This window comes from Blautia massiliensis (ex Durand et al. 2017), from assembly GCF_051861785.1.
In the GTDB taxonomy this organism is placed as follows: domain Bacteria; phylum Bacillota; class Clostridia; order Lachnospirales; family Lachnospiraceae; genus Blautia_A; species Blautia_A luti_A.
In genome coordinates this window covers 3,688,215-3,701,651 of the sequence record NZ_CP146725.1, presented here as the reverse complement: position 1 = coordinate 3,701,651, position 13,437 = coordinate 3,688,215, and the positions used below count along the sequence as shown (strand labels likewise).

At 43.1% G+C, this 13,437-nt stretch carries 12 protein-coding genes and 4 pseudogenes; all 16 read right to left on the bottom strand.

The features are described from left to right. Positions 1–444: 444 nt before the first annotated feature. Positions 445–1,425: pseudogene (locus V9W66_RS17460) on the bottom strand (transposase); the annotation flags it as partial. Between the two features lie 143 nt (positions 1,426–1,568). After that, positions 1,569–1,880, bottom strand: a pseudogene (locus tag V9W66_RS17455) (FAD-dependent thymidylate synthase); the annotation flags it as partial. Next, positions 1,876–2,193: a hypothetical protein gene (locus V9W66_RS17450; RefSeq protein WP_144092638.1), complete on the bottom strand. Its 318-nt coding sequence runs from the start codon at positions 2,191–2,193 to the stop codon at positions 1,876–1,878. The pseudogene V9W66_RS17455 and the gene V9W66_RS17450, both read right to left, overlap by 5 nt. Positions 2,194–2,275: 82 nt before the next feature. Continuing rightward, positions 2,276–3,274 (bottom strand): nucleotidyl transferase AbiEii/AbiGii toxin family protein, encoded by a 999-nt coding sequence (locus V9W66_RS17445; RefSeq protein WP_144092626.1) that lies wholly within the window; start codon positions 3,272–3,274, stop codon positions 2,276–2,278. Next, complete coding sequence (locus V9W66_RS17440) at positions 3,271–3,888, bottom strand: DUF6088 family protein (protein WP_117658865.1); 618 nt, start codon at positions 3,886–3,888, stop codon at positions 3,271–3,273. Before V9W66_RS17440 ends, V9W66_RS17445 begins: the two co-directional genes overlap by 4 nt. 188 nt (positions 3,889–4,076) lie before the next feature. Further along, positions 4,077–4,559, bottom strand: a complete 483-nt coding sequence (locus tag V9W66_RS17435; RefSeq protein ID WP_144092624.1) for a hypothetical protein — start codon at positions 4,557–4,559, stop codon at positions 4,077–4,079. A gap of 246 nt (positions 4,560–4,805) precedes the next feature. After that, positions 4,806–5,213: pseudogene (locus V9W66_RS17430) on the bottom strand (SpaA isopeptide-forming pilin-related protein); the annotation flags it as partial. Continuing rightward, complete coding sequence (locus V9W66_RS17425) at positions 5,190–5,405, bottom strand: hypothetical protein (RefSeq protein WP_186289976.1); 216 nt, start codon at positions 5,403–5,405, stop codon at positions 5,190–5,192. The gene V9W66_RS17425 and the pseudogene V9W66_RS17430, both read right to left, overlap by 24 nt. Continuing rightward, positions 5,384–5,725, bottom strand: a complete 342-nt coding sequence (locus tag V9W66_RS17420; protein ID WP_144092622.1) for a hypothetical protein — start codon at positions 5,723–5,725, stop codon at positions 5,384–5,386. Before V9W66_RS17420 ends, V9W66_RS17425 begins: the two co-directional genes overlap by 22 nt. 103 nt (positions 5,726–5,828) lie before the next feature. Then, positions 5,829–6,242: a sigma-70 family RNA polymerase sigma factor gene (locus V9W66_RS17415; protein WP_144092620.1), complete on the bottom strand. Its 414-nt coding sequence runs from the start codon at positions 6,240–6,242 to the stop codon at positions 5,829–5,831. 437 nt (positions 6,243–6,679) lie between these two features. Further along, positions 6,680–7,052: pseudogene (locus V9W66_RS17410) on the bottom strand (metal-dependent transcriptional regulator). Further along, a complete protein-coding gene (locus V9W66_RS17405) occupies positions 7,039–8,532 on the bottom strand; it encodes an ABC transporter ATP-binding protein (RefSeq protein ID WP_144092618.1) in 1,494 nt (497 codons plus the stop codon). The pseudogene V9W66_RS17410 and the gene V9W66_RS17405 overlap by 14 nt, the downstream one beginning before the upstream one ends. Beyond that, positions 8,529–9,269, bottom strand: coding sequence for an energy-coupling factor transporter transmembrane component T (locus V9W66_RS17400; RefSeq protein ID WP_144092616.1), 741 nt, complete (start codon positions 9,267–9,269; stop codon positions 8,529–8,531). The genes V9W66_RS17405 and V9W66_RS17400 overlap by 4 nt, the downstream gene beginning before the upstream one ends. Position 9,270: 1 nt before the next feature. Further along, positions 9,271–9,858, bottom strand: coding sequence for an MptD family putative ECF transporter S component (locus tag V9W66_RS17395; protein ID WP_005341835.1), 588 nt, complete (start codon positions 9,856–9,858; stop codon positions 9,271–9,273). Positions 9,859–9,897: 39 nt separating this feature from the next. Continuing rightward, complete coding sequence (locus V9W66_RS17390) at positions 9,898–11,616, bottom strand: ABC transporter ATP-binding protein (RefSeq protein WP_144092615.1); 1,719 nt, start codon at positions 11,614–11,616, stop codon at positions 9,898–9,900. Continuing rightward, the gene (locus tag V9W66_RS17385; protein WP_420313815.1) at positions 11,610–13,391 is read right to left on the bottom strand and encodes an ABC transporter ATP-binding protein; all 1,782 of its coding nucleotides are present in this window, start codon (positions 13,389–13,391) and stop codon (positions 11,610–11,612) included. The genes V9W66_RS17390 and V9W66_RS17385 overlap by 7 nt, the downstream gene beginning before the upstream one ends. Positions 13,392–13,437: the final 46 nt, after the last annotated feature.

Here is a 13,437-nt window from a genome sequence, read left to right as displayed (position 1 = left end):
CTGTTTTTGGCCGCAAAAAATCCTTGTTTGGATTTTTTCAGCTGCATTTTTTTTCTAGGCAGTTTTTCCTTCAAATTCTTTGCTCTCTGTCCTGAGATGCCGCAGTTCACGTCCGTCATGTCAGATATAGAACTGTTCATCTTCAAAGATCCCTGTCCTCATGTTGTAATATTTACTGATATCTTCTGAATAAGCGCGTGTTTTTCGCTTTTCATGATCCTGCAGTTTTATATAACTGGATATTTCATTCCGTTTTAAATAAAGCAGATTTTTTTCACTACAGTACCCGCTGTCCGCAGTTACTTCTTCCAGAATACTCCCGAAAGCATTCTTATGTTTTTCAAGGACCGGGATCAGGGTATTATAATCGGTGCGGTCGCTGCTTACATATCCATGTACGATAAAATAATTCTCTACCGCGATCTGAACATTATATGCTGGCTTTAACTGTCCGTTCAGCATGTGATCTTCTTTCATACGCATAAAAGTCGCTTCCAGATCTGTTTTGGAATAACTGTTTCTGTCTTTTCCCATGATCTCAAAGCATTCTTTATATTCCATCAGTCGTTTTCCGCATTGTTCCAGTTCCTCATGCAACTGTTGAAGTGCAGGTTTTCTTTTTCCTTTTCCGTAAACGAATTCGATTCCCTCGTTGTCTGCGATCATCGTGAGTTTGTTCTGGAGTTTCCGTATTTCAAGCGGTGAACAGTTATCGATCTCTATAATACGGTTATTTGAAAGCTTTTTATGTTTTACAAGCTTTCGTTTTCTGTTCTTTTCGATCACTTCCCGGACTTTATCCATCCCTTCGATCACAAACATCTGTGCATTTCCCAGCTCGTACTTTGTCCCATAATCATTCTCCTGCAAAAAAGAATTATATTTTTCAAAAAGCTGGTCGATAGACTCCAGAAGTCCTGCCAGATGGTAATTGATGCTTCCGCGCCATACAAAAGTATAACGGTTCGCATTCGCCTCTATCTTTGTACCGTCAATAAAAAGTTCTTTTAATGTGACCAGCCCTTCTTTCTGCAGCCGCCGCATAAACTGGTAATTCAGGTCATCCAGGACATCAGATGTCAACTTCCTGTTTTTAAAGTCATAAAAAGCATCTCGTTTCGGTTTTTGTCCGCGCGTCAGCCAGATAAAAGCAAGGTCTCTTTCACACAGATCGACAATACGGTCAACAGAACGTATTCTCCGCATATTTGCATAGGTAACTACAGCATACATCATAATTGGGTTGTACCCGGTTCTTCCCTTATTTGAACAATTGGATAACAAGCCAGAAAAATCTAATTCCTCCATCACTTTTTTCAGGGTATAGACTGGATCGTCGTCAGGTAAACTCAATTCGAAGAAACTAAAGTTAATTTTCTGTTGCCCAAACTCAAAAAAATCGTTATAATAATTAGTTATTAGCATAGTTGCATTATAACATGTAACGGAGAGAAAGATGGTTGTCGTTAGCCATCTTTTTTTCTTTTTTCAGATAAATTCAGAGAGGGTATGACTCGTTGTGAGTCATACCCTCCCTGCTCTGGAACTATCTATTTCCCGACAGCCCCATAGTTGCTGTACTGCAGCGATGCACTCATAAATTTTACTTCGTTCTGGTGGCGGGTGATCTGCGCCAGAAAACGCCTGCTGGCGCCGACAATGGCTACCGTGATCACCGCAAATTTCTGGATGGTAGGATGGGGAAACGCCCCCACAGCTGCTACTGTCTGAACACTGAATGATTTTTCGTAGAGCTCCATCAGGTCATCCATTGAGGCAATCTTATGTCCATGCTGGGTAAGTCTTGCCGCAAAGACCATGTTTTTTTCTGCTTCCGCCACCGCCTGGCAGTTCAAAATTTTTACTTCGATCTGTTTAATTGGTATGTCCCTCCTTTACGATCGCTTTCAGTAAGAACAGATAGTTAAGACTGTCTGTGATCTTTTCATCCCATGTGTCCATCGGGTAAACCGCTTCCTCGTCAAAGCACATATCGTACAGAGAAACAATATGCTTTGCCAGCATACCGGCAAGGGCACGCTGGGGCGTTGTATGCTGTAAAGCTGCCGCTGCCTTAAATGCACCCAGCCGGTCCGGGTCATCCCCGGTGTATTCTTTGGTTTTTCGTTTCAAGGTATCAGCACAGAGCCGTACCTGTTCGTCAAAAACGGCATTGACTTCATTTTGCGTAATATAGCATCCCTCCTTTGAAAACAAGAAACCGGCTATTCTAAAGCATCTTAGAATAGCCGGCAAATAAACGGATATGTAATTGTTATAATGTATTGATCTCTTTTGCCAGTTCCCGGACCGCTGCTATGACTGTCTCAAATGTCGGAACATCCCCATACAACATATCCTGCATAGAGTTATAGTCCGCTTCCAATGCTGCGAACCGGTATTCCGGCGGGAGTAATTTTAATGTGCCCGGCACAGCCTCCGGGTACTTCGCCCATGCTCTGGGATAGAATTTCATTTTGAAATCTACAACTTTCTTCAGGAGATCCAGCCTGGAAAAAGCAGCTTCTTTGACCGGTGTTGCAGCCATGCGGTAGAGATCATAATAATGTCTGGAATACCGTTGCGGCATTTCCAAATGTTCCGGTCTGTTCGCTTCATGGTGCAGGATTGTGGCTTTTTCCCAGAAGGTCCGTTCCGGGGCAACGGTAAGGATTGCAGTTTCTTTTTGCTCAAAAATCTTCGGATAATATTTTGCCGCGTATGGTTCGATCTGCGCTGTTTTTGCAGGAGTCCACGCTGCCAGCGCACCAATCTCTAAACGGATCACCTGTAAGGTCGCCGTATTTGTAAAAAGGTGCGGATAGGCGAAAATGACCGTCTGTTTATCCTTTTCATCTATGTAGACATTTGCTTCACAACCGATTTCCTGGGATAAGCCGGATTTGACTGCCGGGCAGAATGTTTCGGACAGAAATACCTCCGCACGCGCATTGGCTTCTTTGTTAAAAGCATCCTGTTTTGTATTGGAACGTTTCTCCCATGGTTCATCTTTGTCATATCCCAATACACGCCAGTCCAGAATCAAATCAATATCTTCTGAAAACCGGCTAATCAGGTGAAAGGCTTTTGAAAGGCTGGTACCGCCCTTAAAGGTGATGGACTCTTTCCATAGTGAGCGGTGAAATAAAAAATCCAGCGTAAAACATACCCAAAAGTCTTTTTCCACGATGGCATCATTCAGTCCCATTTTATCTGCTGTATTTCTGAACAGCTCCCTGCGGTCGTTATCTGAAAGTCTTGCTATATTTCTCATTGTACCTTTTCACCTCCACAAATCTGCCGTATCGTATCGTAAACCCAATCCGTAGACTCTGTTGCTTCCTTCAAACAAGCCTGTTTATCCTTGTCTGTCAGTTTTTCGGAAAGCATCTGTATGACTTCTGGCGTAACATTCGATCTGCCAAGCGTTTTTAATGCCTGTATAACCAAACTTGTCATATAGGACAATCCGGTAATCTCTTTATTGGTCCGGTGCTTAAATTCCAGCTTTGTAGAGTTCCACTCGTAGGTCTTATATGGACCATCGCTGATATAGGACCATACTGCTGTTACCTGTGTTGAAAGACCTAACAGGTTCAATGCTGTATTCCCACATGGAGCAATCGTCCAGTGATAACTTCGTGCCAATGCGTTCGCCACTGCTTCCGGGTCTGCTGCCACATATTCATCCAGAAGTTTGCTATATTTTGGTTTTTCATAAACACCTTTCAAAATGCGGCGAAGCATACCTGCCTGTGTAAGCCGGTTTAAGTTCCGTCTTATGGTTTCCGTATCGGCAATATCCGCAAAATCAGAACTGATGAAAATAGTTCCTTCCGCCGCTGCTTTGATCTGCTCCTGAATCTGTTTGGAATAGCCATTTGCCATATTGCTCACCTCCTTTTGTCCCGAATATTATATATTATTCGGGACAAATTTTCAATAGACTTCAAAAGTTTTAGCAATAGTATTCCACATAGAACAGAATTTATACATCAGTTTCAAATTCTATGTCAGGAGATGGGAACTATCGTATTCTTATTTTGTCCCGAATATTGTGTATTATTCGGGACATTTTAAGTACTCGGCAGGTAGATCCAGTCGTGCATCAGGCACACGCTGGGTTCGTCCTCCCTGGGAACCAGATGGTAGGTACATTCCCCGTAGACCGTGCGTTTATCCTCAATCTCCATGTCATAGGCTTTATAAAAGCGGTATTCCAGATTGGAGATAATACAGCGCAGGGTTTGCAGAGCCTCCCTCTGAGCTGATATGATCAGGTCACGGTCAATGCTGCGCTTCAAAAACAGCAGCGATTTGTAAAGCTGTACCTCTGTGCGGTAAGGGCGGCAGTCTTTCGTTTCCAACCATCCGCAAAAAGCGACCGGTCCGCTCTGGATCACACTGCGGTCCGGGTGATAATACTCGTAGCAGTCCAGGTTTGCCGTATTCAAAAGATAGAGCATTTCCCGGACTTCATTTTCCGGCATGTCGTAAAAACGCAAAAGCGAGCGGTAAAGATGGACATAGCCAGGAATGGAAATCATGGTATTTACCATAAAATAAAATCCTCCTTGTAAACAGCAGGTGCGGGAGCTTTTGCCCCCGCACCGTCTAAAATCTATATTTCGTTATCTACTTTCACGAGTTTTCCCATGACAAGGAAGCGTCCTGTGCCGCCCGGCGTACAGGTAGAAAGGGTCAGTACCTTATCGCTGCAGAGGTCATAGTCACATCACTTTCCACCGCAGAACGTTCCTTCATAGCTGTAAGCCAGGTAGTATAAGCACCGTCATCCTTCCAGGAAAGCTGCCGTCTTTTCCGGTAACAGCAGTAAGCAGCGCATTTTCTTCAGTAAATTCTTCTGTATCAAGTCTAAACAGTCCCATGAGCGCACCGGCCAGCGTGACATCTTCGCCGCCTTCCGGGTTTTCCCCAACTTTTACACCGTCTACACGCCCACGAAGAAGTTCATTGGAAACAGCCTCGCCTTCATTGACAAGGATCTGTATCAGGGCGGTTTCCTGTCCGGCATATTCAAAGACGACCGGATATTTCTGATCCGAAAGGATATAGGCGCCATTGGTCGTGCGTTCCTTGACATAATAGCTGCCAAAAGACAGGTCGGAGGCGAAGGAAGCGCTGTAACCGCCGGATTCATCAGACGAAACAGAGACCACTTCCAGAAGTCAATCTGCCGGGATCACGCTGCCCTTGTGGGTGTAGTCATGAGTCAGGCCGTCCCACTCATTTGTCAGCTTGGTTCCGCTGCGATAGGCGGCGGGTTCTGGCTCGGCGCTCGGCGTCACGCTGCTGTTCAGCAGGGCTTTCTGGCGGTTCTCCAACTGGCGCAGTTCTTTTTGCACTTTTTCCTTCTCGGCGTTCAGCTGTTCCACTGTTCCCATTCTCTGGACACCCTCCATTTCTTCTTTTCAAAATACTTGCGAATGTTCTTTAGTCCCGCCCTGATGGAAGAGCCGACACAGCTGGGAATTACTCCTTCAATGGCGGCGATCTCAATTACTTTCATCCCCAGCAGATACCTTGCACGAATGCGGCGGGCCTGTGTCTCCGACAAATGGTTGATTGCCTCCGCCAATCTCACTAAGGTAAGTCGGTACTCCCGCTGGGCCTGCCGCATGGCCTCCCATACCTCGTCGCTGACCTCCACAAACTCGTCGTGCCGGTAGTGGGGATAAATCCACCGCAAATTGATTGTTTTCATAGGCTTACCTCCTGAAAATGGGAGAGACGGGCAGCTTGTCCGCTGTCCGTCTCTCGCTGGTATAAGGGAAACAATCCCTTTCACTTGGTAGCCTCAAAAGAGGTCAATCGTTAGGGTGGTTTGCGAAAAAATTCAAGAACTTTTTCCGAACCGCGAGAATGCTCTCGTAGACGGATACTTTGGAGTAGCCACACATTGCCCCAATCTTCGCAAGGGTCAGTCCGTCCAGCGCATAGAGCGAGAACCGGCGGCGCTGGGCCTCGGTACAGGTGTACAGGACGGCCAGCAGTTCGTCCAGCGTTTCCATGCGGCAAAGGTATTCTTCCGGCGTTTCGCCGTAGATGCCCATGCCTTCGGTGGCAACTATGTATTCGTCAAACTCCCGGCCATCCCAATGCCGCCGCTGTTCGTGCAGCAGGTTTTCAGTCTTGTGGTCGGCCCGGTCAAGAAATTCATAGACTTCCAGCGTGACCTCCACGGCCACAGCTTGTCCGTTATAATTGATGGTGACTTCCATCTGCCTTTCCTCCGTTCAGATTTTTGTGAGAAAATCTGAACGGGGCGGCGGGGAACGACACCGAGGCTGACATAGAAAAACGCCCGGACAGCATGAAGCTATTCGGGCGTGAGAAATACGATATTCAACTACATTATGACAATTTTCGCACGGACTGTCAGACGGGGGCTGTCCGGTGGCCGAGCTTTTTTTGACGGTAGTGCAAAGTTCGTCTGAATTTGTCGGCAGTCAGTGTGCTTCATGGCGGCTCCCTCCTAAAGCCGCCGTGTCAGCGTATAGGCGTCACTCCTTTGTCGAGGGCATAAAGAAACGGCGGCTTTGATTTCTCAAAACCGCCGCAATACTCTGATAATTCATTATGAGCGCACGAAGCTACCTGCCCTGCAACGGTTTTTTCTTTCCCGTCTGGCGGGGCAGGATAGCTTGCCTTATTCAGTTTATTCTTGCTCTTGTGCGGCTGCCTCTTTCAACCGTGAAAAGCTCTCGTCGCTGATGATGTGTTCAATCCGGCAGGCGTCGGCCTCCGCAGTTTCAGGGTCGACGCCCGCTGCGATAAGCTGCTCAGTAAAGAAGCAATGGCGCTCATAGATTTTTTCGGCAACCTCGCGGCCTACATCGGTCAGATGGAGAAAGTAATCCTCGTCCATCGTGAGAAAGCCCCCCGTCCCGTAGGGTTGCCACCGCATGACACACACTGGGCTTGGACACCTCCATGTGCCGGGTCACATCTACGGAGCGCACCATGCCCATCTTCTTATGGAGAACAAGGATGGTTTCCAGGTAGTCCTCCCCTGATTTATGTAGCTTCATAGTTTCTATCTACAGGTACAAAAAACTCCGATAGTTTTTGTTTACTAATATAATTCCAGCCATCGCTCCATTTAACTTTCCCATTTTCTATAAAGACGAAATAATTGCAGCATTTTCCGATCAACTCTGGATCATGAGTAATCACAAAAACTGTTTTTCCCATATTACTAAGTTGTTGTAGATTATCTGCAACCTCCAGCATATGATGATAGTCTAATCCGCTGGTAGGTTCGTCAAATAGGAGAATGGACTTAGCTGAGGCGATTGCACTGCCAATAGCCACTCTCTGCTTTTGCCCTCCTGAAAGAGACATAGGATGATATTCCGAGAACGCTTCCAGATTTAGACTATCTAATATGCTTATAGCGTTGTTTCTATCTAATTCTTCATCTTCTCCAGACATGCTTAACAGAATCTCATCCAGAACACTTTCCGTAAAAAGCTGATGGTTTACATCTTGCATAACCATATAGCTGATTTTCAACCGTTCCTTTGTATCATAAGAAACTCCATCCATCTCAACCGTTCCTTTTGCACCTTTCAACAGTCCACACAGGCATTTTCCAAAGGTGGTTTTCCCTGCTCCATTATGCCCAAGAACTGCCACAATACTTCCTTTAGGAATAGATAGCATTGGAATATCTAATAGGGAATGCTTCTTGTCATATGCAAAGGAAAAGTCATAGATATTGATAACACCTTTTTTTGACTTATGGAAGGTATTTTTTTGAAACACTGTCGGATTCCGTGAACGTAACCCCATGTGTATAACTTCCGTATCGTCATACTTCCAAAATGATGCGGCATCTATATCTCTTTCGATCTGTCCATTCTGTAAAATTATAATTCGATCCACAACATCCATTAGGTAATACAGCCTATGTTCCGCAATCAATATCGTTTTTCCTTTTTTCTTCCACCCAATGATTGCCTGTCTCAAATCCCAAATGGTAGCAACATCCAAATTCGAGGAAGGCTCATCCAATATAAATATATCTGGTTCCATCGCAGATACAGAAGCGCAGGCCACCTTCTGTTTTTCACCCCCGGACAAAGCAAAAAGGTTACGTCCCATAAGATTTTGGATTTTCATTTCTCCAATGGCTTGTCCTATTCGTCTTAATATTTCCTGTTGTTCGATACCATAGTTTTCGCACCCAAAAGCAATCTCGCTGGTCGTATCCACATTAAAAAATTGGCTGCGAGGATTCTGGAATACGGTTCCTATTTTTCCATTAAAATCATAAATGGTCTGTCCTGTTACATCTTTATCATCGATTATTACTTTACCTGACATTTTCCCCTCATAATACTCTGGGATAAGTTTATTGATGATTCTCGTCAGTGTTGTTTTTCCACAGCCGGATTCTCCACAAAATAAGACTACCTGACCTGTAGGAATCGTGATAGAAATATTATGTACGCCGCTTTCACGCTCTGAACTATTATAGGTAAAAGATACATTGTCCAATTCAATCACGACATCACCCCCAATGCAAATGCCCATAATAACAGAAATATTGATATTATCAATACAATAGCATCATTTTTGCTGAATCCGATTTGTGCAATATTGGTTCGTTTAACTGAGTTACCCAATCCGCGAGTTAAAGCAGCGGCTGATAATTCATCTCCTATTTTTACAACGGAGATCAGAAGCGGTATCAGCCGGTACTCCAAAATAGTACCGGGAGACTTCCAGAACTTTTTTGTACCAAATTGAATTCCCCTCATCCGCATAGCTTCAGTAATAGATTGGGATTCTTCCTGCATGGTTGGTACAAAGCGAAATACCACAGCAATCGGAATCAGCACCTTTTTAGAAACATGCCAACGCTCCATAGAAGATACAAATTCATCCGCTTTCGTAGACTTTATGATGTAATAACCCATCATAAAGGTTGGAAATAACCGCAAGACCAATGCAATTAGAAGGACAACAATACCGTTTAACAGTTGAGGCAGAGTGGCAATGTCCTTTATATAATTGGCAATCACTGCCAAAACAAATAAGCTACCATAAATCACTGCTGTTTTTTTCTGACCGTTAACAATAAGGAGCAAAAAGGGTAGTCCTGCCAATACGCAGATGTAAGGTATGTTGTTATAAACAACAAACATTAATGTTGCTATCAGCACCATGAAAAGTAACTTTGTCCTGGGATCAAGGGAAAAGCCTTTCCTCTTTTCTGGTATGTAAGCCGGATACTGCATCATTTTACGCAATTCCTGCACGCTTAAAATGCTTTTTCAGCATTTTCTTTCCCAAAGCTGCTCCAATCAAACCACCGATAAAAATAATCCCAAGACCGGCAATTCCCATCCACCATGGCATATACTGCATGAGTTGTGTTACATACTGAGAACCCATTTCTTCTTCAATGTGCGCCATATAGGTATCTGTCATAACCCACATAGGCATACAGCAACCGATTGCACCCCAGCTAAAGACACAATATCCCATAACAATAAGTTTAAAATTCTGAAATTTCGCAACTTTAAAGAAAATTTCGGCTAAAATACCAGCAACAATATAAGAAACAAGTGGTGTCCAAGTATATCCGAGAGCAAACCAGAACAGACCAAGTATCAAAGCCATAATAAAAACCATACCTGATTTCTTTACTTTTGTAGCAAAAAGCATGAATGGTATTCCTGTGACAATCGGCACAAAAAACAAGGAAATCGGATAAAGGATAGGAACCGCATTCATCATCCCAACTACAAAGAATACTACCAGGTACATAGCGGTATAGATACCGATGTTAATTAAGTCCTTTGAATTAAGTTTGTTTGTTTTTTCCATTTTCATTGTCCTTTCCAAGTATAAATATTGGTTTTACTGCTAAATCTGCCAACCAACAGATTGTGTACGGATTGTTAGAAAGTTCTTGTAAACTCCTTCCTGTGCTATCAGTTCTTTATGAGTGCCTTGCTGTACAATTTCACCATCACTCAATACAATAATCTGATCCGCTTTCCGAACCGTTGTCATACGGTGGGCAATACTGATCAATGTTTTACCCTTTGTCAATTCTTCAAGCGCCTTTAACAATTCATGTTCGTTTTCTGGATCGACACTCGAAGTTGCTTCATCCAGAATAATTACGGGGGCATCCTTTAGAATCGCTCTTGCTATAGAAATACGCTGTCTTTCACCGCCTGAGAGAGTAGAACCTCCTTCTCCGATGATAGTATCAAAGCCATCCGGCAACTTCATAATAAAATCATAACAGCAGGCTTTCTTTGCAGCAATTTTCACTTCTTCTCGTGTTGCATCCGGTTTACCAAATTTGATACAATTTGCAATCGTATCGTGGAAAAGATAAACATTTTGAAATACCATGCTGATGTTAGAGAGCAGATCGTCACAGGCATATTCTTTCACATTATGCCCTCCAAACAACACTTCTCCAGAATCCACATCCCAAAACCGGGTAATCAAATTGCATAAGGTTGTCTTTCCAGAACCAGAGTAACCAACAATAGCGGTAGAAGTTCCTTGAGGAATTTTTAGGCTAACCTTTTTAATGATTGGGCGGCTATCATATCCAAAAGATACATTTTTCAATTCTATATCACAATTCGCAGGTTCAATCTTTTTCGCGCCCTCGTCCATGACAGGAATGTTCATAACCTTCTCCATTCGGTTTAGTGAACTGTCAAGAACACGCAACAAAAATGCTCCATTCCCCATCGTTTCCATTTGCCCGTAAATCATAAACGATGATACCAAAAACATTACTCCTATAGGAAATGTTAGCTGCCCGATCAGCATAAGCCACGCTGAATAACCAATAATCAGCCCACTGAACACCTCAAGAATTCCCTTATAGAGATTAACAACAGACATTACCTGTTTTTCCATCGTAATATTTGCATTTTTTGTTTCTTCTAATACCTGATGTATTTCATCATCCGGCTGGCGTCCAAAGGAACGTATTACGGAAATACCTCTAATGTATTCAAGCACTTTTGTGACCATTATTTCGCGAGATGCTTCCCGTCGAGGAGCCTGTTTTGTCGTCCGGATCTTTATCAGTTTGAGTGTAACAGATGATAAAAGCAAGCCAATCAGTGAGAGTAATGCAACTTTCCAGTTGAAAAACAAGAGGACAATCATCACACACACTGCCTGAATAATGCCGCCTACCATATTCTCCACAGCAACCATTGAGAAATTTTCCAGTTCTGTTGTAGCGGAACTTAATGCTGTGTTAATCATACCTAAGTTCTGTTCGGAGAAAAAGCCCATAGGCGCTCGTTTCATTCTATCACCTATTTCCATACGTTTTTCACAAAAAACGTTGTATCCATTTGCGCTCATATAGATACTGATAAGATACTTCATAATGCATTTTCCAACAATACTGACCAAAAGAATCCAAATACTGTTTCGTATGTGATCATTCGTAAGCTCCCGGATATTTAACAGAATATTTAAAATTGCAAAGATCGAGCAAGCTGTACAAACAGAATAAATCAAGCTACACACGATACCGGCAATCAGCCGAGATTTATAAGAGCCGCATAAGTCTAAAATACGCTTGATAGTTTTTAGCATGATTCCACCTCCTGTTCCAACACAGATCCATCCATTGCCGTAATATGATCTCTCCACATACGGTTATACAACGAACAATTCTTCAGTAACTCTTCCTGTTTGCCCTCGGCAACAATTTCTCCACTGTCCATAACCACAATTTTATCCGCATTTTTAATCGTAGACAGACGATGTGCAATAACAATTAACGTTTTTCCCGCAATCAATTTATTGATTGCAGACTGGACCATAGACTCACTTTCTGGATCTGCAAATGCTGTGGCCTCATCAAGAATAATCACATCTGATTTTTTCAACATTGTTCTTGCGATAGTAATCCTCTGCCTTTCACCTCCAGACAGTTTGCTACCCGCATCGCCTGCTTTTGTGTCGTACCCGTATTCCAGCTTCTGTATAAATTCATGACAGTTTGCTGCCTTTGCTGCGGCTATAACTTCTCCGTCGGATGCGTCTTTTCTGCCCAAACGAATGTTTTCCATAATGGAAGTATCAAAAAGAAAATTGTCTTGTGCCACATAACCAACATGTTCCATCAACTGCGGAAACGGAATATCCTTTATGTTTTGACCGCCTAAAAGAATATTTCCCGAAGTAGCCTCCCAAAATCCTGCCATCAATTTTGCAATCGTAGACTTTCCGCTTCCAGAAGGGCCAACGATGGCCGTTACTCCATGCGGAACAGTTTTTAAATTGATATGATGAAGGACTTCTGTATCCTTATAGGCAAAGGATACATCCTGAAATTCAAATTCTGAATCAGAAAGAATAACGGGTGCGGAAGGTCTATCCATTTCTTTTTGCCCTAAAAATGTGTCTACCTGCTCCACACTTTGATATATAACCGCAAAATCATCTACAAACTGTGTTGCCGCCATAATCGGCCCGGCAATTCCCATAGAAAGGATAATACAGGTAATAAACGTTGAGAAATCCAACATACCAGTTCTAAACCAATATGCCCCCAATGGTAGAGAAAATAATAAGGTAGAAGAAATAACTGTATATCCAATCGAAGAAAACAGCCAGCATCCTTTCCACCAATCTAAAGTCGAATCCCGAAAGAATTTTACAGCATCCGTAAACTTTCCATAAGAAGATGCAGACTGGTTAAAAGCTTTAATCACCTCGATACCATTCACATACTCCACAATCGCATTGTTCATTTCATTTCCTGCTCTGATGTACCGTTCGGACTTTTCTTTATACCCAATCATCTGTCCCATAAGAATTACAAATCCAATCGGAACTGTTGCTAAAGTGGCCAGTGCCATCCTCCAGTCCATGGCAAATAGCATAACCAAAATAGCAATCGGGGCAAAAATATTAGAAATCATCTCCGGCAGAATATGGGCAAGTGGCTTTTCCAATTTATCAACGGTATCAACCACAAGTGATTTCAACGTGCCCGTAGGAGTATCTATCATAACTCCCATAGGCACACGTTCCATCTTTCTTGTGAGCTTTTCACGAATATTTTTTAGTACAGTAAATGCAGCCTCATGAGATTTCATAGATGACCATGTGGTGAGAGTCATTTTTAGCAACAAACCAAGAACAGCGAGTGTTGACCACCCAACAACCGCTTTCATCGTTTGTTCTTCATAAAAGAAATCTGCTGTTAATCTTGCCACACAGAAATAGGGAATCATTCCGCATAAAATCCCTATGACTGCCAGAAACACGGAAGCTGCCATTTTCCCATAACAATCTTGGGCAAATACAATCAATTTTCCTACTGTTCCAGTCTGAATTTTGGGCTTTTCATTCATTTTCATTCCTCCTTGAACAACACGACAAAGTTAGATATAGCTAACTTCGTAT